The following is a 24,620-nucleotide window of genomic DNA, read 5'->3' as shown; positions in this document are numbered from 1 at the left end:
TATTTAAGCTCCTTCGGGGGCTTTTTTTATTTCTAGAATTATTTTTTTAGCCGTTATGGTTTTCCGTAAAATACTGATTTTTAATGACTATACATTTGAATAATTAAAATTTCAAACAATAATAATCTAAATTAAAAATCATGAAAAAGTATTATGTTAATCAAACTAAACAATCAAATGGAGATCATGAAGTTCACACAGACGATTGTCGTTATTTACCTTCTGCAAATAGAAAATATTTAGGAGAATTTTCAAACTGTAAACCTGCAGTTACTGAAGCAAAAAAAACTTATTCTAAATCAAATGGCTGCAAAACTTGTTGCAACGATTGCCATACAAGCTAATAAACATGGGCTTTCGATTTCAAAAAAGAATAAAACTTGGAGGAGGACTTGGATTAAACATTAGCCAATCCGGAATTTCTCCAAGTTTAAGAACAAAAATGGGAACATTTGGTAAAAACGGATATTCACTAAAAACAGGTATATCTGGAGTACGATATCAAAATAGCGGATGCATGTTACTATTTGCATTTACAGGAATAATAACCTTTTTAATTTATATAATATGAAAACATTAAATATAATGAACAGCAGAATAAAATATACAGGAATTTTTTTAGCCATACTACTATTGGGATTAATAATTTCATGTTCAGAATCATCAGATTCAGGAGAAACAACCAGTAACGCAGGTGGATCTGGTTCAAATTGCCCCACAAAAACATGCGGCGATTTTTCTAGTCGTGCTGCTGCACAAGCAACTTATGATAGCAATAAAAGCTGTTATAAAAACCTGGATTCTGACAGTGACGGAATCGCATGCGAAAATTTAAAATAAGATCTTAAACAATGATAACACTAGAATTAAAAAGCCATTTTTTAAGATTGTATCAAATGGCATTATCCGATGATCAGTTTGATGTATTAGAATTGCAAATGTTATATCATTTTGCAGATGAACGCGGGATTCCGAGGGAAGAACTGGATAAACTTTTTCTCAATCCAATTACCACAGAATTACTTATTCCAGAAGACTTAAACACTCGTATTGAATATTTATATGATTTTACGAGAATTATTTGGGCAGACGGAAAGATTACTGAAGACGAATTAAATATGCTTAAAAAGTATTGCAGAAAATTTAATTTTTTGGATGAAAACATCAATGATCTATCGGATTATTTGATTGACTGCGTTCAGAAAAATATTCAGAAAGAAGAAATTATTAGTCAATTAAACGCTTAAGTTATGAAATCACTTACACAACTATTTAGTCTTAAAAAAACAGAAGATTCTCCTGTTGCTTTTGAGGAAAACGAAGATGACAGAGAACAAATAAGAATAACTTATTATCAAAGTGGTTTTGCTGCATCTGTAAAAGCAACAGGTAAACCAATTGTTTTAAAAGCATGCCTTCAAAATTTATATATGAGCTTTGAAGATCAATGCAGAAAACAAAAACTGGAACAAGATAAATTAAAACAGCCTTATCGAGAAGAACAGGAAAAAAACAGAACTGAGCTCAAAAAATCGGAAGCTGCGATTGGTATTTTTGAAAAGAAAGAACAAGATATTAATGACCAAATCGATCTGATCAAAACCGAAATCATCGAAGTAAAACGCAATCCTGATAAGTACGGAATTGAAGATGGTAAAGATTTAAAGGCGCAGTTTTATATTGGCTTATTTCTTTTATTACCAATTACGCTTTATTTATTGGTGTTTTATATTTCTGCTTCCTATTCTGCTTTCTTCAAAGAATTTGCTGATGATAGTTTAACTGCGGCAATTTTTGATGCTGACGCCTTAAACAATTCATTTAAAGCAAGCTGGCTTGAAGGAGTTTTGGTAGTAACAATTCCGTTTGTATTTATGGGATTAGGTTATGTTATTCATATGGTACAAAAAACAAAAGGTTATAAAAATATAATCAGAATGATTGCCCTTTTCACCACAACATTTTTGTTTGATGGATTATTAGCATATATAATTGAGAAAAAAATATATGAATTCAATAAAACTCCAGATTCAGATCCATATGATTTAAATATCGCATTAGGAGAATCTGAGTTCTGGATGATCATTTTTGCGGGATTTGTAGTGTACATTATCTGGGGATTAGTATTTGATTTTGTAATGAAAGAATTTGAAAACATTGATAAAATCAGAGCATTTATAAGAGGCCGAAAAGAAAAACAAATTGATTTGGAAAAATTAAAAGTTGATATAATCAATAAAATCAATGATTTCAAACAACAAGTAATTACAATCAACGGAAAAATCTCCGAATTGCAGTCTAAAATAGACGGATTTGTTTTTCCGGTAAAAGAATATCTTCATTATCATCATCAATATAAAGAAGGATGGTTTCAGGCAATTAATACAGAAATTGCATTGGCACATAATCAAAAAACTGAATTATTAGAAAATTGCGAAACTTCATCTGAAGAGCATCTTACCAAATTAAACCTGGTTGATCCTGATTTTCAACACTTGGTTTATTCTAAAAACTAATTATCATGAAAAAAATTTTACCTCTACTATTTGTGTTATTATTTTTTGTTTGCTCATGTAAAAAAGATCCAGATAACACTGCAAAAACTGTTACAATTAAAAAAGATGCAAACGAAAATTACAATATCAGTTTATTGCTTGATTTATCGGATAGAATTAGCCTTGCAAAAAATCCAAATCCTACAATGGAATATTATCAAAGAGATTTGGGTTATATAAAATCAGTTGCGGAAACTTTTACGCAACATCTGAAAGTAAAAAAAATAAAACAAATGGACGATAAAATTCAATTGTTTTTTAATCCTGAACCTTTAGATCCTGCAATTAATTCGATATCTGCGAGCTTAAAAATAGCTGTTGACAAAAATAATGCTTCAAAAGATTTTCTGAATTCCATCAATAAAAATTACGCAGCAAAAACGTCCAAAATATATAATTCTGCCATAAAAGATGACAATTATATTGGTTCTGATATTTGGAATTTTTTTGATACTAAAGTAAAAGATCAATGTGTTGAAGATAAATATCGAAATATATTAATCGTATTGACAGATGGATATATGTTTCATGAAAATACGGTTGTAACAGAAGGCAAAAGAACCTCTTATATTACACCTGAACTGATTCGGAAAAACGGCTTAAATACACAAAATTGGAAGAAAAAATTTGATGAACAGGATTTTGGTTTTATAAAAATTGAGGGTAATTTATCAAATTTGGAAGTATTAGTTTTAGGTATTAATCCTGATAAAAAAAATCCGTATGAAGAAAAAGTAATCAAGGCATATTGGACAAAATGGTTTACAGAAATGAATATAAAGCATTTTGAAATTACAAATGCTGATTTACCATCTAATATGGAGAAAATTATTCAGGACTTCATCTTAAAAAAACCTAATTAATCACGTATAACTACGCTATCCCAAAACATTCCTTCTAATTACATTTATCAAAAAATGCCTGTGAAATTTAAAATTACATTATTTGCTTTTGTTCTCTCGTTTTTAAGTTGCAAAAGAGAACTTCCACCACCTGAAATAAAATCGTTTTACAAAGAAGTAATCACACCTGATGACAGAAAAGTGATTACGCCGCAGGAAGCAAAAACATATCACGTAGACACAGAATATCAATACGAATACAGAACCGGAAACTCTGGTCATTACGAGTATAATTATGATGTAAAAGGCGTGAATACCAAAGGTGATTCTGTTTACGGAAACATCAATGTTGAAGGTAAATACGGCGCTGGAATTTTACTATTTGATACAATTAATGATATCGAAATTAACACAGAATGGATTGATTACGGAAAACTTAAAGCTACAGACAAAAATGGAAATGAATACTACTTAAAAGTTGAATAATTGCCTTAATCACCAAAAACCTGCTAAAATGAAATATAGTACAATCCTGCTTTTTATAGTTCTGAGTTCTTTTCGGCCTGTTGAGACTAAGGTATATATCTGCGGGCCAACAGGTGCAAAAAAATACCATTATAAAGAACATTGTCGTGGTTTAACGGCCTGCAGACATGAACTAACTAAGGTATCTGAATCTCAGGCACAAGGTTATGGTTTAACGCTTTGCGGATGGGAAGATTGATTTAACTACAGATTTTTAAAACTATTTATTGAGGACAAAAGGAAATTTTTCTTTTGTCCTTTTTATTTGTAAGAACTACATATACACCTATAAATTAACATTTTACCCAACCATTAAAATTTATTTTATTAGAAAAATATTACAATTTAAAAGAAAATTTGTTTAACTTTAACAATAATTAACATATAATTCTGGCTACAGAATTCAGAAACATCCTAAAAATTAAACCCAATTATTTCATTTGAAATAACAAGATTTCCAAGATTACATTAGTACCTATTTATTTTACGCAGTTCTATTAATTAACGTTATAACACTAAGTCAATGAAATACAATAAACTAATATTCGCCTCTTTATTATTTTGTAGTATCCATGTTTTCGGTCAGGTTTACACCGAAAAAATTGTTGGACAAAAAAATCAACAGCTTAAAGACAGCCTTAAAGTAGAAGAATACCCATATGCCTTACCTATTTGGGGCGAAAAAGTAGCTCAAAAAGGTTACAAACTGCCCTACTCTGCCGGACTTTCGGTTAATTATTTCTGGCAGGATTCTGAAATTGTAATCAATGGTCTGGAAGTTGGTTTTAATAATGGTCCTCAATATAACTTAGATGAAATTGTACGATTTGATAAATCTACTGTAGAAGCCGGAGCCCTTACGATTAGGCCTGATATCTGGCTGCTTCCTTTTTTAAATATTTATGGGATTTTTGGTAAAGGTACATCAACAACAAAAATTAATGCCGGAATCTGGGTTCCTGACGCAGATAATAACTGGTCGCAAATAGCCAGTTTTAATACAAAAGCAAATTTTGACATCACTACTTTCGGATTTGGGTTAACTCCCACAATTGGTATTGGCGGCGGTTGGCTGGCACTTGATATGAATATGTCCTGGAGCGACGTGAGCGCGTTAGACAAACCTGCTTTTTCGTATGTTTTTGGACCACGATTGGGTAAAACTTTTAAACTACCTAAACCAGACAGAAATATTGCTGTTTGGGTTGGCGGTTTTAGGGTTCATATCTCCGGTGACACACAAGGAAATATTCCTTTCTCGGATATTTTTGACGTAAATGGTCTTCAGGAAAAAGTAGATAATGGTTTTGCAAAAGTTGATGAAAACCAAACTAAAGTCGATAATTGGTGGGACACGTTAACACCTGCGCAGCAAAATAATCCGGCAAATATTGCCAAACATAATACTGCAAACCGCGCGCTGGAATCTGCAGGGAACATTTTAACTTCATTGGATGGCGCTATAAGTACAATAGATAATTCGTCTGTTCAATATTCCCTTCAGAAAAGACCAAAAGATATGTGGAATTTTATTGTTGGATCTCAATTTCAATACAATAAGCATATTATGCTAAGAGTAGAATGTGGTTTTTTAGGTAGCCGCACTCAGGTTTTAGGTGGTCTTCAATATCGTTTTGGACTTTAATCTATTCTTATGAAAAAAGGTTTATTATTACTCGTCGCTTTCTTTTGTATGACTTCGGCACGATCGCAGGTATTAATTTCCTTGATTTTTGGAGATAAACTCAACTCGCCCTTTTTAGAATTTGGTTTGGATGGCGGTCTTAATTTTTCGACGATTTCTAATATGGAAACTTCAGGAACGGAACTGGGTTTTAATCTTGGTTTTTATTTTGATATTCGGTCTAAAAAAAATCCTGCATGGATGATTAATACCGGAGTTATTGTAAAATCGCCAATGGGTGCGCACGGATTGCCTGTTTATTCTTTAGACGATGCTAATCTGGATAATACATTTGCGGGAGGAAAAGTCGATAGAGAAATTCGGTATTTTAATGTTCCAATTTTAATTAAATATCAATTCAAAAATAATATTTATCTCAAAACAGGTCCGCAATTAGGACTTTTGGCGAAAGCTTTTGATAAATTTCATCAGGAATATAATAAGGAAGATGTTGTTTACAAAAACAATATCAGAGATAAAATACATGTTATTGATGCCGGAATTGCTCTTGGCGCAGGTTATCATATGAATGTTGGAAATGGCTTAAACATTACGGTTCAGTATTATTACGGATTAGTTCCTGTAATGAAAGGCGACGGACCAAACCAATACAATCGATCGCTGTATGTAACCGCCGGAATACCAATTGGAAAAGGAAAAGCTGCTCAAAAAAGAGCAAAAGAAGAAGCTGAAATGTATAAGGTTATTTTGCCTGAGGAGAAAAAATAAAATATTCACATTTTTTGTCATCCTGAGGAACGAAGGATCTCCGCAAGAAACTCCGTAAAGTAAATTACCAATCTTTGTCGAGCTACTCGCGGAGATCCTTCCTCCGTCAGGATGACAAGATTGTGGTTAATGTACTGGTTACTTTATGCAAAAAGCTTTGTCAAAGTTTTAAACTTTGACAAAGCTGCCGAACAGAAGTTTTAAAACATTTATATAAAATAGAAAAAACCTGCTCAAATAACGAGCAGGCTTTTTACTAAAAAAATAAACTAACACAAAACTTAATTATATCCTTGATTTTGTTTAAACACTTTCTGGTCTATAACGGTTTGCGGAATTGGAAATACTCTTCTAAAAGGTTGAGAAGCAGCTTTTGCAGTTCCCGCCAAATCAAATTTTCCAAAACGGATGCTTTCCGGTCTTCTTTGTAATTCCCAATATAATTCGAAACCTAATTCTTTATACAATTGCTCTGAGTCTAAAGCTGTAAGTGTTTTTCCGGGAGCATTTCCGTATAGGGATTCTCTTTTTCTGCTGGTACGCAATTTGTTCAAATCGTCCATTGCCGGACCTACACTTCCTTTTCTAAAATAAGCCTCGGCTCTCATTGCATAAACTCCGCCTAAACGAAATAACGGAATATCAACATTACTGTTACCATTTCCTCCTTCAGGATCAAATTCGTATTTAAAAACACGGGCTCCCTGATTGATTTCGTTTTGGGCAAAAACAGCCTTAGTAGGATCTGCAAAGGTTAATTTTGGTGTAAAATCCATTTTTGTAGTCGTACTTTTTTCCATAACCAACGGAGAAACTTTAATACGGTTTCCTACCATTTCAAAAGCTGCCGAAGTTAATAATACAGGACCATATTGAGGCCCGTACTGAATACCTCTGTTAAAATGGAACCAAGGCGTAGCTGGACTACTTTTTGGCACAATGTCTGTTGCAGGAACACTTACATCTGTTCCATCATTCATAAACCACGTTCCATCAGCATATTGATAATGTTGTTGAAATCTAGGATCATCATGATTACCATTCCATGAATTATAAAATTCTTCTGTTGTACAAGCCGCATTTGTTCCTCTGTTTCCAGCAGATGTTCTTTGGTTACGCTCCATACATACATAAGCAAAACTGTTAGAACCATTACGGATGTAATCTATCTTTTGAGAAATCGCAAAAATAAGTTCTTTTCCATTTTCGTTATCTCTTGCAAAGTTTTTGAAGAAATCACTTTCTAAACTATATTTTCCAGAGTCGATTAGCAAAGAAGTGTAATAAATAACACGGTCCATGTCTGTTCCTGTACCACTTACCGCCGCTTCATTAAAATTGAAAGATGATCCTGCATTATAACGATCTTTAAATACCGCACGGTTCAAATACATATTTGCTAAAAAAGCATAAGCAGCTTGTTTTGTAAAACGTCCGTGGTGTGTTCTTTGTGTACCAATGTCGGCCAAATCCGGAATTAAAGCTTCAACATCAGTGATTAATTTATCAATTTGAGTATCTGCTTTTAAAATTTGTATTGGTGCGTCTACATTCAACGGATCTCTAAAAGGCGCTTGTCCGTAAAGATCTAAAGTTGTGTAAGTGTAATAGGCCAAAAGTGCTTTTGCTTCTGCCAAAAATAACGCCTTTTCCGGAAAAGTATTTTCTTCAGATGACTTAATTGCCGTCAAAGAACGAGTGATTCCGTTTGTCAATAAATCCCAGTTACCCACTATAATAGCATTACTGGAACTCCATGTAAATTCATGCATATCTCTCCATTTTCCGCCATCTCCCCAGTCACTTCCGCGGGTTGGCAAAATAGCTTCATCTGTAGTGTATTCCTGCATGGCAAAAACCGCTCCGTGATCTGTAAAAGTTCCGTCTCCAAGTCTGTCGTAAGCTGCCGCAAGTGAACCTGCAGGATCTGTAGCGTCGGTTCCTAATTTTTCATCTAATACTGCTTCATCAAGATCCGTACAGCTATTTAAAAGAAAAATAAAAGAGAATATTGTTAAAATTTTTATGCTAAAAAATGTCTTTGTCTTCATGATAAATTATAATTTTAAAGTTGCTCCAAAACTGAAAGTTCTCGAAGTTGGGTAAGCAGCGTAATCAATACCAATAGATTGGTTTCCACCATTCGATTTCGGGCTGTTAATTAACGGATCGTAACCTGTATAATTCGTAATTGTTATTAAATTTGAACCCGTTACATAAAGCGTTAATCCGTTTAACCAGCTTACGTTTTTTAAATCAAAATTGTATCCTAAACGCGCTGTATTTAATCTGATAAAATCTGATTTCTCTAAGAAAAGCGTAGATAATGTTGGTGCATTTGTTGCATTTGCGCCAGACTCATAATATCCTGTTGCAACGTTTCTGTCAGAAGCTAAATTATTGATATTTAAGGCATTCAATCCTGTATTATTCAACAAATAACCACCTGTTTGACCAATAATTGAAAACGAAAAACTAAAGTTTTTATAGGTCATATCACTATTAAGTCCGTAATAAAAAGTTGGCAACGCCCCTTCTATAATAATTCTGTCACTGTTATCAATTTTTCCGTCTCCGTTTTGATCTTTAAAGATATTTGCACCTTTATCATCAAAACCAACATGTTCTAACAAATAAAATGAACCAGCGGCATAACCACTTTTGTAAATATTGGCATTTACTCCAGATTGTCCAGGTCCTGAAATAGTTCCTGTTAAGATTTCTGAAACCGGTAAATCTTCAATTTTGTTTCTTAATGTTGCTCCGTTTACATCAACATTCCAGGTAAAATTTTTAGTATTAACTAATTTTGAACCCAACATAATTTCCAAACCTGTATTAACGATTTTTCCGTCAATGTTTGTCCAAACTGTTGTTGTTGGTTTTAAAGGGCTTGACGGAACGTTTAAGATTGCATCTGTAGTTGTTTTGTTGAAATAATCTACAGTTCCGTACAATTTATCACTCCATAAACTAAAATCTAAACCTATGTTAGCTTGTGTAACAACTTCCCATTTTAAATCAGGATTTGCAGTTCTTGTTACCGAAACTCCGTTTACCAAATTCAAATCATCATATAAATAATATCCGTCTGGGCCAGATAATGAATAACTTGCCTTAGTCAATTTGTTTTGAACTTCCTGGTTTCCTGTTTCTCCCCAACTTGCTCTCAATTTTAAGTTGTTTACGGCTGTAACATTTTCCATGAAGCTTTCTTTAGAAATATTCCATCCCAAAGCAAATGAAGGAAAGTACCCGTATTTGTTATTATCACCAAAACGAGTAGAACCATCAGCTCTCATCGAAGCCGTTAAAAGATATTTATCGTTGAAAGTATAATTCAATCTTCCAAAGTAAGACTGTAATTCATTTTCCTGAGCATAACCTGTAGTTCCTGACTGTGTTCCTGCAAAACCAGGATTAATAGACGGTTTTATACCAACGCCCTGAGCAGAAATTCCGTCGATACTGAAACTTGTTCCTGATTTTTCAAATTTTTGATACGAGAATCCGCCCAAAACTTCAAATTTATGTTTGTCTAACAATAAATTATACGTCAAATAATGCTCAACCAAAGAGTTTTTAGAATCTAAATTATTCTGAACATATTTTCCTTTTGGATTCAAATCGGTTAAGTTTGGATAAATCGTCGTATTACGTTCAGCGCTGGAACGATCTACACCCACATTTAATTTATATTCTAATCCGTCGATGATTCTAAAAGAAGCTTCAAAATTTCCTAAAACTCTCAACGTACGCGTTTGATCCTCATAAATGCTCAATAAATAAGCAGGATTATAATGCGCGTTCATGTTAAAGTTGGTGTATTTTCCATTAGCATCAAAAACAGATCTTGTTGGGTTTGCCATCAGGGTGTGTACGATTAATTGTCCGTTAGAACCACCGTCATCACTTGTAGGAACGCCATCATCTTTAGTTTCACTTGCTGTAAGATTCACTTTTATTTTTAAACGTTTGTTGTCTAAAAATGATTCTGCCGCATTAATTCTACCCGAAAGACGTTTGAAATTACTGTTACGAATAATTCCTTCCTGATCCATTTGCGCAACAGATGCATAATAATTTCCTGATTCTGTTTGTTTTGCAAAAGACAAAGCGTTGTTTGTAGTAACGGCACTTCTGTAAATTACATCCTGCCAGTCTGTGTTTCCACCATGATCAAAAGCCGGATCTTTAATTGCACCTCTGTACTCCTCTGCGCTTAAAACATCTAATTTGTGAGCAACTTTCGAAACTCCCATATAAGAATCAAAAGTTAATGTTCCCTCCCCTTTTGATCCTTTTTTTGTTGTAACCAAAACAACTCCATTAGATCCTCTTGCACCGTAAATAGCCGCTGCAGAAGCATCTTTTAAAACTGTAATCGATTCGATATCACTTGTATTCAAAAAGTTTAATGGATTTTTTGCAGATGATGCCCCAAAACCAACATTACTTCCCGTTGGGCTTACGTCATCATTAGACAACGGCATTCCATCTACAACAAACAAAGGCGTACTTCCGCTTCTGATAGAACCAACTCCACGAATCGTAACATTTACACCAGCTCCCGGCTCACCGCTTGTGTTAACAACACGAACACCGGCAACTTTTCCCTGAATTAAATTATCTACAGAAACGTTAACTCCTTGTTTAAAATTTGCTGCTTCTAATTGTGTTACAGCTCCCGTAACATCTTTTTTGGATTGTTTTCCATAACCTACAATCAAAACTTCGCTTAACTCTGATGTATTTGGCTCTAGTTGAATTGTCATGAAATTCTTTTGTACACCAACCGTTTTGGTTTTATATCCCAAATACGAAACTTCGATCGTTTTTCCTTCTGTAACAGAAAGTTCAAATTCACCATCAAAATTAGAAACAGTAGCATTTTTTGTAGCAGTTTCCAAAACCGTTACACCCGGCATTGGTACTCCGTTTTCGTCAATAATTTTCCCTTTAATTTTAATTTTTTCTGCTTCAGATGTTGTTTTTACGACAACAGTTGTTTTCTGAATCAAAACCAATTTTCCGTTAATATTATAATTGAAATTAGCTTTTCTAGAAAGATCACTTAAAATTACATCAACAGATTCGTTGCTATAATTTACCGTATAGGTTGTGTTATCTGCAATAATTGCTTGCCCGTAACTAAATTTATAGTCCGTTTTTTTACTCAGTTTTGAAAAAATAGATACTAAAGTTGCTTTTTCTATTTTATTTTCTATTTTTGATTTTTTAAGAACAGTTGTACTGTAACCACTTTGAACGCACAGCAACGCCAGAATTAAAAAGAAAATTCCCTTTAGAAGATTTAAATTGATTCGTTTAAAATACATGATTTAAGTTATTGGTTTTTCGATACTTAATTATTAATCGCAGTTGTTCTCAGCAACTGCTTTTTTTTTTGATTTTAGTTCACTTTTACTATTTCGCCATAAACTTTAAATTTTAGGTTTGTGATATAATTGATTTGCTCTAAAACATTTTCTAATGTTGCGTCCTTCTTTATGAACACCGTTAATGGCGTTGCTAATACAAGTTCATTATCGTATTGAAATGAAACTCCGTATTTATATTGTAAAATGGTAATTACCTGTTTAAGTGTAGTTTGGTTTAGCGTTACATCACTCGCATACCAATTGACCAAAAATGATTTGTCTGCCAGTAGTTTAGTTAGTTTTTTATCTTCAAACAAAGCTTCCTGATTGGGAACCAGATCAACGCTTTGTCCATTTGAAGTAACATTTACTTTTCCGGTTACGACAATTACTTCACATTTTGATTTTGACATTTGAATGTGAAAAGAAGTCCCTACAACCCTGGTTTTAATTTCGCCGGATGCAATGATAAAAGGATGTTTTTTGTCTTTTGCTACCTCAAAAAATGCATTTCCTTTTAGTAAAGAAACTTTTCTTTCGCTTCCGCTAAATTTTTCCGAATACTGAAATAATGAATTTGCTGCCAGATAAATTTTCGAACCGTCACTTAATTGGATAGACTTGGGGATGTCTGACGTTTTAAATGTTAATTGCTTTTCGATTGAAAAGTCAGGTTTGAAGAAAAATCCCAAACCGGCAAGAAAAAGAATACTGGCAACGGCCATATATTTTAAATATGAATTGAAGTTTTTCTTCTTCATTATTCGAAGTTGAATTCCTTCATATATATTTTGAGAAACTTCAGTAGAATTTCCCATTACATTATCATCCCATTTTGAATTTTGATATTCGCTTAAAGCAAAATCAGTCAGCAAATTTTCTTCTGCCTCTGATGTTTTATTTCGAGAACTTTTATCAACAAGATATTCTAAACTGTGTTTTAATCTTTTTATCATAATACTTATTATTACCTATAAGTACCGGAAACATAAAATCGTACTATCCGGAAATATTATGAAACCATTAACAGAAAGTTATCTTAAAACTTTTGATGTAAAATAATGAATGGAGCAAGCCAGGCAAGGTCTTTCAGGCCTTCTCGCAATTGTTTTAATCCCGAAGAAATTTGATTTTTTACCGTTTGTTTCGATATTCCAAGTTCATCGGCAATTTGATCAATCGTCATATCCTGCATTTTATACATCAGTAAAACTTCTTTTCTTTTTTCAGGAAGTTTGTCTAATAAAGAGTAAAGCAAATCCATCAATTCAGGATCGATCGTTGCAAAATGATCAATTACATAATCTTCGAATTTATCTTCAAGAATTGTCTTGTCGAACTTATTATTTTGGTAATGTTTAAAAACCTGATTTTTTACGGCTCTGAACAAATAAGGTTCAATAGCATTAATTTCGATATCATTTTTTCTTTCCCATAAATCGACAAAAACATCCTGAACAATATTCTGTGCCAAGTCGTTATCCTGAGTCATCGTATACGAAAAAGCCGTTAGCTTTTTCCAGTACAGCGTATACGTTTCTTCAAAAATTTCAGGATTCTTCATAGGTTATCTGGGTGGCATTTGTTGATGTAAAATAATAAAATGTTATACCATTGTTTTTTTCCTGAAGATTATCTTTCAATTAAGAAATCAATACGTTTGTTTTATTAATACTACGATTTTGAAATAAAAATGATAATTGGTTTGTGATTTCTTTTTCTTTAACTAACACATAAATCAAATAGTATTTTTAAATTAGTGTCATCCAAAAAAGGTAATTTTCTTTTGCTGCGTCCTCAGTATTAATAATTTTACACTTAAAAATCATGAAACAAATTTTGTTTACATTATTTCTTGCCGGAGCGATTTCTAACGCTCAGGCACAAAATGACACGCTAAAAATTAACCAATTACAGGTTATTGGTTCTCACAATAGTTACAGACATGCCATTGAAACCGATTTGTACAATACAATTCAGGCAAAAGACACTTCGCGTTCTCTAAAAGGCTTACAATACACACACATTAGCCTTACAGATCAATTAAATAAAGGATTGCGAAATCTTGAAATCGATGTTCAGGGCGATCCAAAGGGCGGAAAATATGCGCACCCAAAAGGTTTGGACCTTGCAAAATCTCAGGAAGCTTATGACCCAAATGGAGAAATGAAAAAACCGGGTTTTAAAGTTTTTCATATGATAGATATTGATTTTAGAACTTCTTGTTACACACTTCAAAATTGCCTTGCAGAATTAAAAAAATGGTCTGATGCAAATCCTGATCACGTTCCGGTTTTTATTACGCTGGAACCCAAAGATGACGACAGTTTTTTAGGTACAAAAGCAGAGAAATTCACACCCGAATTGTTCGACGCATTGGATAAAGAACTTCGAAAAGGTTTAGGAAATAAATTGATAACGCCGGATATGGTGCGCGGCAAATACAAAACGCTTGAAGAAGCGGTTTTAAACAACAACTGGCCAACGCTTAAAAAAGCAAAAGGGAAATTCTTATTTATTTTGGATAACAACGGAGCCAAAAGAGATTTATATGCTTTGAATCATCCATCGTTAAAAGGACGCGCCGTTTTTATTAATGCCGAACCCGGAAAACCGGAAGCTGCAACTTTGTTCCGCAATAACGCTGAAGATCCTACAATTGCTGATTTAGTTAAAAAAGGATATATCATCAGAACCCGCGCAGATTCTGATACTAAAGAAGCACGCAAAAATGATTATTCCCATTTTGAAGCGGCTAAAAAATCTGGAGCACAAATAATAACAACTGATTATTATTTGCCAAGTACGTTTTTCGATTCTCCTTATCAGATAAAATACGATGACGGAACTTATGTAAGGGTTGATCCGATCAACGGAGTTAAATAAGTTTTTTTTGTTTCAGGTTTCAGGTTTCAAGTTATTGAAATGAGGAAAATTTAACCACAAGGTTTACGCAAGGTTCGCAAAGCTATTTGACAAAGCTTTGCGAACTTTGCGTTTTAAAAAAAGATTATAATTATAAATCTAGTTTTCAAATATAGCCCGCGGTTTCAACCGCGGGATTCCAACGTATATCGTAAAATAAATATCTGGACGTTCCTGCGGTTGAAACCGCAGGCTATATTCGCAAAAAATTCGCAAATCTTTTTGCAGAGAGCTTTGCGAACTTTGCGTTTTCTAACCACAAGCTAAAGCAAAAAATTTTTGCACCCTTCGGTTAAATTATCGAACGCTTTTAGCCACGAATTCACGAATTTTTTCTATTTGATTATAGATAATGATTCGTGAATTTGTGGCTATTTTTTTTGCATTTTAGTGAGGTTGCTTCGTTCCTCGCAATGACTTTGCATATAAACTTTTGTCTATAAAAAAAATCCGCGCTAAACCCGCTTAAATCCGCGTCATCCGCGTGCCATTTTTTCTCATTTCAAACTTTTAATTTTTCCCGTTTTCAAATCAACACTAAAATGATCTGCAGGAACTTCATGCATGAATTTATTGAAGATGATTAAAAATAATCGAAGTTGATTTTGAAGAGGTTTTTCTTTAGAATTATCATCTTTATGATTTTCGAAAAACATTTGTGACAGAACTTTGTATTGTTTGGCTCTTTTTTCGCCAACATCGGTCAGAGCCAGTTCATCAGCGCTTCTAAAACGATAAAAATCGACCAGAAAATCATAACCCGTCCAGTTTAAATCTTGTTTTTTGATATTGTTTTCGGCTAATATCTTGTTTGTTTTTTGTTCTGCTTCTGCCCATTCTTTTGCGGCACTTTCTTTGTTTTTCAGAATAAAATCAAAGTCTTTATCGGATTGAATATTAGCCAAAACCAATAATTCTGAAGCAGAAATATGCAGAAAAAAATCTTTGAAAGCAGAAGGCCAATCATCTGATAAAAAGCGAAGGCGAACTAATTCTTTCAAATGAAAATCGGTAAAATCGTGGTAGTTTTTGGTTTCTAAAATGGCTTTGTTCCAAATATCTTTAGTATGCTGCGATTCTAAAAACTGATATTCCATTTTATACAGATCAAAAAGTTCATTATAACCTTTCACTTTATCAATCGTAATCGTTTGAATATCTACCAAATTATCTTTTTGAATTGTCAGTAATTTATAAGCGGGAATATACGCCGCCAAAGATGGCGTTTGAATATTGACCAATGTATTGCCTTTTGCTGTGGTGCGAATTCCGGTGTCGTTAATGTGCATGTGTCCGCCAAAATGAATTTTTAAACCTGCATCTGCAAAAGTTTGCGCCACTTCTTCAACCGGAACTCTGTTCAATTGCCATTTGTTTGGTCCAAGCAGTTCTTTTATTTCTGCGGAAGCGTCATCATTAAAATCAATCATCGGAAAATGACTAAAAGCAATTAAAGTTTTGCCTTGTTTTTTGGCTTGAGCCGAAATCTCTTCAACCCATTTTATTAAATGTTTTTTATTCGAAAGTACATTGTTGTATCCGGTGCTGGCTTCTGAGTAATTTTTAGAATCTTTTGCGTCTGCGGTAGCATTTTTCTTGGGAATATAAACATTGCCGTCTATCGCCATAAGCCACAGTCCATCAACAGGTTCAACAACGTAACTTACGTCCGGAACCTCGTAACCTGGTGCAACTTCATAAACTCTGTTTGATAATTTTGCGGCTTCGGATGCTTTTCCGAAACTATAATTTTCAGCTGTATAAGTTGAAAAAGGTGTTGCCCAGAATTTGTATTTTTCATTAGGATAAAAACCAAAATTTTTCAAGCCTTCTGTAATTCCCAAATAACCCATTTTAGCAATATCGGCTGTTATTACAACAGGCTGTTCAATAGTTAAATTTGGCTTATACAGGCCTTCTTTGCTATAAATGGGCTGGCTTTTACCTTCTTTGCCTAAAAAATCTTCTTTGCCGGATTCCTGTGCAAATGGCCCAACAGGATCGTGATTTCCGGTTGTAATGAAAAATTCAATGCCGTATTTTTTTCTGTATTGATTTAGAATCGCTTCTAATCCTCGCACGTGAATAGGCTGACCGTCATCTGTATAATCTCCGGGAAGCGCGACGTATTTTATTTTTCGCTTTGCGATATCATCAAGAGCAGCGATAAAAGCAAAATAGTTTTCGTTGAATATTCGGGTCGAATGCAATTGAGATGCCATGGTTCTCAATAAAGTATATTTTCCTGTTTTTGGATTTAAAACACCCCGATAATCATTATCTGAAAATTTACCAAATAAATCCTGCAAATGCACATCTGATAAAAAAGCGATCTGAACTCCGTCGAGTTTGGTTTGTTTTTGTGCCAAAACCGTACAATTACAAATGATAAATAGTAAAAATAGAATTGAATTTTTAGAAAGGGAAAATATTTTGGAAATCATAGGTTATGTTTTTGCAAATGGAGAATTAGAAAGTATTTTGGGATCACTTTCACTTGCAATTTTATGGATTATAACCGAGAGTTGGTTTATGGTATCGTTATGGAAATGATAATGTTTAAAACGACGGTTAGCGTCCTGCAAGGTTTTTGAAACCTTGTAGGTTTGATATAGTAATACATAAAAGGTTGTGAAATTTTGCAGGATTGAATATAGTAATACCTACAAGGTTTCGAAAACCTTGCAGGATTGAATATTAAAAAACATAATTATTTATCTATAGAAATTATAAATTTCAATATTTCTTCGGGGCTTAAAATATAATCCGGAGTAGTATTTAAAATAGCATTAGAAGGCATATAAGGCATTTCTGCCGATTTTGGATCCTGAATTACCACGATACCGCCTGCGTTTTGAATGGCTTTTAATCCTTCTGTACCGTCTGTATTGGAGCCTGAAAGTAAAATTCCGATTAGGTTAGAACCATAAACTTCTGCGGCAGATTCGAAAGAAACATCAATGCTTGGTCGGCTGTAATTTACTTTTTCTGAAGTATCGAGGGCAAAAAAATCATCTTTTTCAAATAATAAATGATAGTTTGATGGTGCAACATAAATAAATCCATGCATTAATTGCACTTTGTCTTCAATCAGTTTTACCTCGGTTTGGGCTTTAAGTGTTATTAATTCTTCGAGGGTCAAATCATCTGTTCCTCTTCGATGCAGGACAATTACGAGCGCAAAAGATTTAAATACGGGCAAATCGGGTAAAATTTGTAATATTGCATTCAAACTTCCCGCCGATCCTCCTATAATAACTACTCTTTTGTTCGATATTATTTTACTTTCCTCCATATTTTCTCTTTCTCTAACTGCTTGTATTTAGTTGTAGATATCGAATATTTTATGGTTTCTTTGGTTCCGAGCGCCAAAAAACCCAAAACTGCTAAACTTGCATCAAATAAATTGATGACTCTTTTTTGTAAATCATTATCAAAATAGATTAAAACGTTGCGGCATAAAATAAAATCAAATTCATTGAATGAATTATCTGAAACTAAATTATGCTGCGAAAAAACCATTTTTTGGGCCAGTTCATCATTGAATTTTGCAATGCCGTAATTGGCGATATAATAGCTTGAAAAATCTTCCTGCCCGCCAGAATCTCTGTAGTTTTCTGAATATTCTTTCATCATTCGTAAAGGAAAAATACCTTTTTTGGCTGTTTCCAATACTTTCGAATTAATATCGGTGGCATATATCAATGATTTGTGCAAAAGTCCCGCTTCTTTTAACATTATGGCCATCGAATACACTTCTTCGCCGGTGGAACATCCTGCATGCCACAAACGTATGAATGGTTTTGTGGCAAGTAAGGGCAATATTTCGGTTCTGACAATTCTATAAAAAGTCGGGTCCCGAAACATTTCTGTAACGTTTACAGTAATTTCGTCAATTAATCTTTTATAATAATCAGAATCGTTTCTAACTTTTGATAAAAACTCATAAAAATTCCTGAATCCATCTAAATGGTAAAGTCTGTTAACGCGCCTTTTTAATGATGCTCTAGAATAACTTCCAAAGTCAAAACCGTAATATTCGTAAATATCATTTATAAGGGTTTCTAACTCAATGTCTTCTATCATAACAATTTTAAATTTTATTTAAAACGTGCATCAATTTATCTACGTCTATAGGCTTTGAGACATAATCATCTGCGCCTGCTTCAAGGCATTTTTCCTTGTCGCCTGTCATAGCCTGGGCTGTAACGGCAACAACTAATGTATTTTTTCGTGACGGAATATTTTTTATAATCGGAATTGCCTCATAGCCATCCATTTCAGGCATCATCATGTCAATTAAAATAGCATCAATATGTTCGTCTGTTTTTAATAACCGTATTGCCTCTTCGGCACTTAAACTAGACAAACAATCGAATGATTTGGCACGCAAAACGTTTACCAAAGCAAAAATATTTCTTGAATCGTCGTCAATAATCAAGAGTCGTTTTTTCTCCATATCTTCAGCAATTATGCATTAAATTTTATCGTATAACCACACACGCAATAACGACAATAACTGATCTATATCTACAGGTTTTGTAATATAATCTGATGCTCCTGCCTTAATGCACTTTTCTCTGTCGCCTGTCATTGCTTTTGCTGTTACGGCGATTAATGGCAAGTTCAGGAATTTAGGAATTGTCCTTATTTTTTCGGCAGTCTCATAACCGTCCATATTCGGCATCATCATGTCGAGTAAAACAATATCAGTATCGGGATTTTCTTCTAATACTTTTATTGCGTCATTACCGTCAAAAGCGGTAATTACATTCATTTTAAAGACTTCGAGTGCTTTTGTTAATGAATAAATATTGCGAACATCGTCATCTACGATCAATACTTTTTTATCATGTAAAATATTGTTTAGTAAATTTAACTTTTTGTAGCTTTCTTTTTTGCCATTTGGACCTTTATTTTCTTCTACCAAGTGTAAAAACAAGGAAACCTCATCAAGCATTCTTTGATAAGAATGTGCTGTTTTTACGATAATAGAATCGGCATATTTCTTAATTTTTACTTCTTCTTTAAGCGAAAGGCTTTTTCCTGTAAACACAATTACGGGAAGATTTTCTAATCCCGGGCTTTTTTTAACTCCATCTAAAATTTGATAGGCTTGTTTATCCGGAATTCCCATATCGAGAATCACACAATCAACTTCTGTTTTATTCAACGCTTTCAGACCTTCAGAAACTTCACTTTTTATCTCAGAATTAATATTATAACTTTCTAAGAAATAAGCTAACGCTTTGGCATGTTTAGGGTTGTCTTCGATAATTAAAACCTTTTGGGATTCTTTGGTAATAATATGTTCGATACGCATGAAAACCTCCGGAATTCTATCAAAAGCAACTGGTTTGTCAAGAAAATCAACGGCCCCTTTAAGCAAACTTTCCTGTTTTAGTTTGTGCGATGACATTATATGTACCGGAATGTGTTTGGTTTGAATGTTGTTTTTTAATTCTTCCAAAACTTCCCAACCACTTTTTATTGGCAATTCGATATCCAGTAAAATACCTACTGGTTTGTACATTAAGGCAAAGTTTAAAGCATAATCCCCGCGAACGGCAACTACAACTTTATATCCGTTTTTTCGGCTAAATGCCAAAAGTGATTGTGCAAAATTGATGTCATCTTCTACAATCAAAATAACTTTATCTTCTTCGGTAATTACATCCCTGTCATCTTCAATTTCATCAGGGATTACGGCAGACAAATATTTATTTTTTATCTTTTTCAATTCTTCAGTTTCAACTGTAGAAATTTCCATTGGCGGCGGCGCTTTATCAACAATTACTTTTTTGCTTATCGTTCCATAAACGGGTAAACATAAAGTAAACGAGCTTCCTTCTCCTTCTTTACTATGCAGAATAATTTCTCCTCGAAGTAATTTTGCCAATTCTCTACTAATAGATAATCCTAAGCCTGTTCCTCCATATTTACGTTTTGTAGATCCGTCTGCTTGTTGGAAAGCTTCAAAAATTAACGGTTGTTTTTCTAACGGAATTCCGATTCCTGTATCTTTTACAATGAAACAGATTACTTTATCATCGTCATCGTTTATTTTTATTTCGACACTTACAGAACCTTTATCTGTAAATTTAATAGCATTTGAAATTAAGTTTTTCAGGATTTGCTCTAATCTCATTTTGTCTGTTTTAATGACAATTGGAGCATCTTTAGACATAATTTCGAATTTGATTCCTTTCTCTTTGGCAACCTGAGAAAATAAACTGGAAAGTGTATCTGTAATTTCTTTAGTAGAAACATCTAAAAATTCAAGCTCCATTTTTCCGGCTTCGATTTTAGATAAATCCAAAATTTCATCGATTAAACCAAGTAAGCTGTTTCCTGAACTCTGAATCACTTTTGCAAATTCAACTTCTTCATTGTTCATGCCTTTGCCATTATTTTCAGATAATAATCGGCTTAAAAGTAAAATAGAATTTAAAGGTGTTCTTAACTCGTGCGACATATTCGCCAAAAACTCTGATTTATAACGAGTTGTAAGCTCCAATGCTTCTGATTTCTTTTGAATTTCGTTGTTTCTTTCTTCCAATAAAACACTTCTTTCTGAAAGTTCCTCGTTGGTTTGCTCCAGTTCTTCCTGTTGCACACGAAGTTCTTCTTCAGATGCCTGCAGTTTTTCTGTTTGTGCTTCTAATTCGGCGTTAATTGCTTCTAATTCACTATGCTGAACACGTAATTCTTCTGATTGTGATTGGGTTTCTTCTAACAACTCCATAACACGTTTACGGTTTTGCGTTGATTTGATGGAAATACCAATATTATTTGCTATGGTTCTAAGGAATTCTAAATGTAACTCAGAAAAACCATAAATACTCGCCAGTTCCAGGGCTCCTTCTACTCTGTTATCGATCAACGGAACTGCCACAATATGCGTTGGTTTTATTTCGCCCAAAGCATAATTTATATGAATAAAATCTGAAGAAATAGTTCTTAATTCTAAAAGTTCGCCCGAAATAATTGCCTGGCCTAACAGACCATCGCCTTTTTGAATTGTTTCTCTGCTTTTTGTCGGGATATAACTATATCCTGCTGTAAAAGCAAGTTCATCACCTTCTATAACATAAAAAACGCCGGCACTGCTGTTTGTATAATGACACAAATATTCGATAACATCTTTTGCGAGTTCTTTCAACGATTTATCGCCTAACATGACATTATTAAGACCTGCAACACCACTTTGTATCCATTCTTTTTCTGATAATAAACTAAACGATTGCTTTAGCGCACCACTCATGCTGTTTAGAGATTCTCCTACGCTCCCCAATGCATCTGACTTGGTATCGTCTACTCGAATATCATAATTACCATTTGAAATATTTAATGCTATAGAACTGATTGCTTCAATCCTTTGAGCAGTTTCTATATCTTTTTGTTCTAATTCTCTCTGAAGCTCAGAACGTTCGTTGTAATCTTTTAAAATTCTGATTAAAAACACGATCGAAATCAAAAATGCAATAATAAATGCGACAATAATTAATATTGTGCTGTAAGTTCCGTAACGTTCTGAAGTTTCATTTCGTTCCTTTAAAAGTGCTTGTTCCGTACTTTCAATTCTTTTAAAATAAGTACGAAGTTCGTCCATCATGGCTCTTCCTTCGTTTAAGTCGAATGTAGTATTGTTTTTCCCTAGTCGTTTTTTTACAATTTGATTATTTAAGTATTTAAAGAAATTAGATCGAAGCGTTTTTAATTGCAATAAAGCTTTTTGCTGTGACGGATTATCAGTTGTAAGTTCATCTAACTTATCAAAATAACCATTTGATTCTGCTTCATATGCGTTATATCTGTTTACAAATTGTTCGTCTCCGGTTATCAGATAGCCTCGCATACTGGTTTGGGCATCTGTAAGCGACGAAGATCCCTGGTTTAAGTTGTAAATAACATCCTGGGTATGGTTGACCCAAAAATTACTTTTCAATAAGTTTTTTATACTAATAAACGACGCCGTAGAACTGATCATTAATACAAGTAATGAAACCAGGGAGCTGATTAGTAAATTTCTTTTAAAGTTGTTTTTCATAGGTTGTAATCCGATTTGATTAGTTTTCGTATTGTAGGGGAAGAATGATAATAAAACTGGCGCCTTTGCCTAATTGACTTTTTGCGGTGATTAATCCGTTGTGTTTATCAACAATTTTTTTTGCAATGGCAAGACCAATCCCGGTACCTTCATAAGTTTGACGGTCGTTAAGACTTTGAAAGATAATAAAGATGCGGTCGAGATAAATTTCGTCAAAACCTATTCCGTTATCTGTTACAGTAATTCGGCAAAATTTTCCATCAGGAGCAATTTCGCTGTCAAAATCTTTCGTTTTTATTAATTCAGAAGTGATTTCAATAATCGGAATTTCCACATTTCCGGAGAATTTAAGCGCATTTCCAATCAAATTCTGAAAAACCTGACGCAACTGGCTCGGAATACTGTCTATTGTTGGCAGCTGGCTTGTTTTTATAACCGCACATTTGCGTTCTATCAAATAATCAAAATCCGACAGGACTTCCTGTAATACAACATTTAAGTCTGTTTTTTCAGGTTTAACTTTTGAGGAAAGTCGCGAGTAAGCAAGCAAGTCTGTAATAAGGGTTTGCATTCTTTCGGCAGCTTTTATGGTTCTGTCCACATAATCAATTCCTTTTGCATCTGTGGTTAAATAAAGCTCTTTTATGATTTTAATAAAGATTTGAATTTTTCGGATTGGCTCGTTTAAATCATGAGAAACCACCCAGGCGAATTGCTGCAATTCGTGGTTCTTCATTTCCAGTTCTTCATTTTTAGAAACCAGTTCTTTTGTTCTCTCGCTGATTTTAACTTCTAAATTATCCTGAGCTTCTTTACGAATTTTAATCTCTTTTGAAAGTAAGTCTTTCATAACTTTCAATTGATTTTGCTGATCGTAAATTTTAAGGAAAGTTTTTACTTTTAAGATCAATAAATCAGTGTCAACAGGTTTTGTAATATAATCGACAGCTCCTGTTTCGTAACCTTTAAAAATGTATTTTTTTTCGATGCTTATCGCCGATAAAAAGATAACCGGTATGTCTTTGGTGCGTTTATTTCCGGAAAGAATTTTTACAACTTCAAAGCCGTCAAGTCCGGGCATCTGAACATCCATTATTATAAGGCAGTAATTTGTTTTTAGGATTTTCTTTAAAGCTTCTTCTCCGGACTCTGCTGTGTCAACCTCAATATCATGCAGTTCAAGTGTTTTTTTTAAGGCAATTATGTTAGCCCGAATATCATCTACAATTAATATCATTTTATTTGGGGAGTAAAACGTTATGAATTAAATTTTAATTAATTCGGATTAAAATTGATTATATTTTTTAAAAGTTGATTATTCTTTTAAAAACTTTCGCTCAAACTTTCAAATTTATAAAAAAAAACAAGTTCCCTCTTTTATCGTAATTAAAATAAGTTTCATAATTCCCATGTTGAGTTTCAGAATTTCCATTTTAGTGTGATATATAAGATATTAGATTTGTGCTATAAGCCTCAAACCCACTTTTGAATGTGGCTATTTTCATTCAAATAATAAAAAATAAGAATTTATTGAGGTATTCTTTTATGTATTGAAGTTAAGCTTATCAGGAAAACAGAATTAAATTTAATATGGAATTTTGATAGAGAATTTATCCTGAAAAAATAGATTTAAATAAAAGGCTTATGAATTTAACCGATATTATTGGACTCTTTGCCGGAATCTGTGTAACAATATCCGTTGTGCCACAAATCGTGAAAGTTTGGAAAACGAAAAAAGTAAAACAAATTTCTCTTTTAACTTTCAGTGTTTTAACTTTCGGAATTGCCGTGTGGGTTGTTTATGGTATTCTTAAAAATGATATGCCAATTATCATCACCAACAGTGTTTCCTTATTTCTGAATTTGATAATGGTTTATTTTATTATTTATTACGAAAAGGAAAGTTAACGAATAAAAAAACAGTTTATA

The 24,620-nt window shown here is 33.4% G+C and carries 22 protein-coding genes; 12 read left to right on the top strand and 10 right to left on the bottom strand.

From position 1 onward, the window contains the following. Positions 1-140 precede the first annotated feature (140 nt). The 10 genes from BUE22_RS04125 to BUE22_RS04080 all read left to right on the top strand — a co-directional run bounded on the left by BUE22_RS04125 (position 141) and on the right by BUE22_RS04080 (position 6,335). Positions 141-344 (top strand): hypothetical protein, encoded by a 204-nt coding sequence (locus tag BUE22_RS04125; protein WP_073393832.1) that lies wholly within the window; start codon positions 141-143, stop codon positions 342-344. 5 nt (positions 345-349) lie between these two features. Continuing rightward, the gene (locus BUE22_RS04120; protein WP_073393831.1) at positions 350-571 is read left to right on the top strand and encodes a DUF4236 domain-containing protein; all 222 of its coding nucleotides are present in this window, start codon (positions 350-352) and stop codon (positions 569-571) included. Continuing rightward, positions 568-840 carry an excalibur calcium-binding domain-containing protein gene (locus BUE22_RS04115; protein ID WP_243396805.1) on the top strand — a complete coding sequence of 91 codons (273 nt, stop codon included), beginning with the start codon at positions 568-570 and terminating at the stop codon, positions 838-840. Before BUE22_RS04120 ends, BUE22_RS04115 begins: the two co-directional genes overlap by 4 nt. 11 nt (positions 841-851) lie before the next feature. Then, positions 852-1,247 carry a hypothetical protein gene (locus BUE22_RS04110; RefSeq protein WP_042564472.1) on the top strand — a complete coding sequence of 132 codons (396 nt, stop codon included), beginning with the start codon at positions 852-854 and terminating at the stop codon, positions 1,245-1,247. A 3-nt stretch (positions 1,248-1,250) separates the two neighbouring features. Further along, on the top strand, positions 1,251-2,516 hold the full coding sequence (locus tag BUE22_RS04105) for an ECF transporter S component family protein (RefSeq protein ID WP_073393830.1): 1,266 nt from the start codon (positions 1,251-1,253) through the stop codon (positions 2,514-2,516). A 5-nt stretch (positions 2,517-2,521) separates the two neighbouring features. After that, entirely contained in the window at positions 2,522-3,418 is an 897-nt protein-coding gene (locus BUE22_RS04100) for a hypothetical protein (RefSeq protein ID WP_084540201.1), read from the top strand. A 54-nt stretch (positions 3,419-3,472) separates the two neighbouring features. Beyond that, positions 3,473-3,883 (top strand): hypothetical protein, encoded by a 411-nt coding sequence (locus BUE22_RS04095; protein ID WP_084540200.1) that lies wholly within the window; start codon positions 3,473-3,475, stop codon positions 3,881-3,883. A 28-nt stretch (positions 3,884-3,911) separates the two neighbouring features. Further along, positions 3,912-4,121, top strand: coding sequence for a hypothetical protein (locus BUE22_RS04090; RefSeq protein ID WP_042564469.1), 210 nt, complete (start codon positions 3,912-3,914; stop codon positions 4,119-4,121). Positions 4,122-4,445: 324 nt separating this feature from the next. Further along, the gene (locus tag BUE22_RS04085; protein WP_073393828.1) at positions 4,446-5,567 is read left to right on the top strand and encodes a hypothetical protein; all 1,122 of its coding nucleotides are present in this window, start codon (positions 4,446-4,448) and stop codon (positions 5,565-5,567) included. 9 nt (positions 5,568-5,576) lie between these two features. Continuing rightward, positions 5,577-6,335: a porin family protein gene (locus BUE22_RS04080; protein ID WP_073393827.1), complete on the top strand. Its 759-nt coding sequence runs from the start codon at positions 5,577-5,579 to the stop codon at positions 6,333-6,335. 281 nt (positions 6,336-6,616) lie between these two features. Here the strand turns inward: BUE22_RS04080 and BUE22_RS04075 are convergent, their stop codons facing one another. From BUE22_RS04075 to BUE22_RS04060, 4 genes are all read right to left on the bottom strand, one after another. Continuing rightward, the gene (locus BUE22_RS04075) at positions 6,617-8,386 is read right to left on the bottom strand and encodes a RagB/SusD family nutrient uptake outer membrane protein (protein WP_073393826.1); all 1,770 of its coding nucleotides are present in this window, start codon (positions 8,384-8,386) and stop codon (positions 6,617-6,619) included. Between the two features lie 6 nt (positions 8,387-8,392). Then, positions 8,393-11,674 carry a SusC/RagA family TonB-linked outer membrane protein gene (locus BUE22_RS04070; protein WP_073393825.1) on the bottom strand — a complete coding sequence of 1,094 codons (3,282 nt, stop codon included), beginning with the start codon at positions 11,672-11,674 and terminating at the stop codon, positions 8,393-8,395. A gap of 74 nt (positions 11,675-11,748) precedes the next feature. After that, complete coding sequence (locus tag BUE22_RS04065; protein ID WP_073393824.1) at positions 11,749-12,672, bottom strand: FecR family protein; 924 nt, start codon at positions 12,670-12,672, stop codon at positions 11,749-11,751. An 83-nt stretch (positions 12,673-12,755) separates the two neighbouring features. Continuing rightward, positions 12,756-13,280, bottom strand: coding sequence for an RNA polymerase sigma-70 factor (locus BUE22_RS04060; RefSeq protein WP_073393823.1), 525 nt, complete (start codon positions 13,278-13,280; stop codon positions 12,756-12,758). A gap of 263 nt (positions 13,281-13,543) precedes the next feature. Between BUE22_RS04060 and BUE22_RS04055 the strand changes: the two genes are divergently transcribed. Further along, the gene (locus BUE22_RS04055) at positions 13,544-14,602 is read left to right on the top strand and encodes a phosphatidylinositol-specific phospholipase C1-like protein (protein WP_073393822.1); all 1,059 of its coding nucleotides are present in this window, start codon (positions 13,544-13,546) and stop codon (positions 14,600-14,602) included. 536 nt (positions 14,603-15,138) lie between these two features. On the opposite strand, the gene BUE22_RS04050 is transcribed toward BUE22_RS04055, so the two are convergent. The 6 genes from BUE22_RS04050 to BUE22_RS04025 form a co-directional block, all read right to left on the bottom strand. Beyond that, positions 15,139-17,085: a metallophosphoesterase family protein gene (locus tag BUE22_RS04050; protein WP_073393821.1), complete on the bottom strand. Its 1,947-nt coding sequence runs from the start codon at positions 17,083-17,085 to the stop codon at positions 15,139-15,141. Positions 17,086-17,351: 266 nt separating this feature from the next. Continuing rightward, positions 17,352-17,936, bottom strand: coding sequence for a chemotaxis protein CheB (locus BUE22_RS04045; RefSeq protein ID WP_073393820.1), 585 nt, complete (start codon positions 17,934-17,936; stop codon positions 17,352-17,354). After that, the gene (locus BUE22_RS04040) at positions 17,918-18,727 is read right to left on the bottom strand and encodes a CheR family methyltransferase (protein ID WP_073393819.1); all 810 of its coding nucleotides are present in this window, start codon (positions 18,725-18,727) and stop codon (positions 17,918-17,920) included. The genes BUE22_RS04045 and BUE22_RS04040 overlap by 19 nt, the downstream gene beginning before the upstream one ends. A 7-nt stretch (positions 18,728-18,734) precedes the next feature. Beyond that, entirely contained in the window at positions 18,735-19,100 is a 366-nt protein-coding gene (locus BUE22_RS04035) for a response regulator (RefSeq protein ID WP_073393818.1), read from the bottom strand. Positions 19,101-19,118: 18 nt separating this feature from the next. Further along, positions 19,119-22,691, bottom strand: coding sequence for a response regulator (locus tag BUE22_RS04030; RefSeq protein WP_073393817.1), 3,573 nt, complete (start codon positions 22,689-22,691; stop codon positions 19,119-19,121). A gap of 19 nt (positions 22,692-22,710) precedes the next feature. Then, the gene (locus BUE22_RS04025) at positions 22,711-23,928 is read right to left on the bottom strand and encodes a hybrid sensor histidine kinase/response regulator (protein WP_073393816.1); all 1,218 of its coding nucleotides are present in this window, start codon (positions 23,926-23,928) and stop codon (positions 22,711-22,713) included. Between the two features lie 407 nt (positions 23,929-24,335). Between BUE22_RS04025 and BUE22_RS04020 the strand changes: the two genes are divergently transcribed. After that, the gene (locus tag BUE22_RS04020; protein WP_042564455.1) at positions 24,336-24,599 is read left to right on the top strand and encodes a SemiSWEET family sugar transporter; all 264 of its coding nucleotides are present in this window, start codon (positions 24,336-24,338) and stop codon (positions 24,597-24,599) included. Positions 24,600-24,620 lie beyond the last annotated feature (21 nt).

Source organism: Flavobacterium pectinovorum (genome assembly GCF_900142715.1).
GTDB classification, from domain to species: Bacteria; Bacteroidota; Bacteroidia; order Flavobacteriales; family Flavobacteriaceae; genus Flavobacterium; species Flavobacterium pectinovorum.
This window is presented reverse-complemented; position numbering and strand designations above follow the sequence as displayed.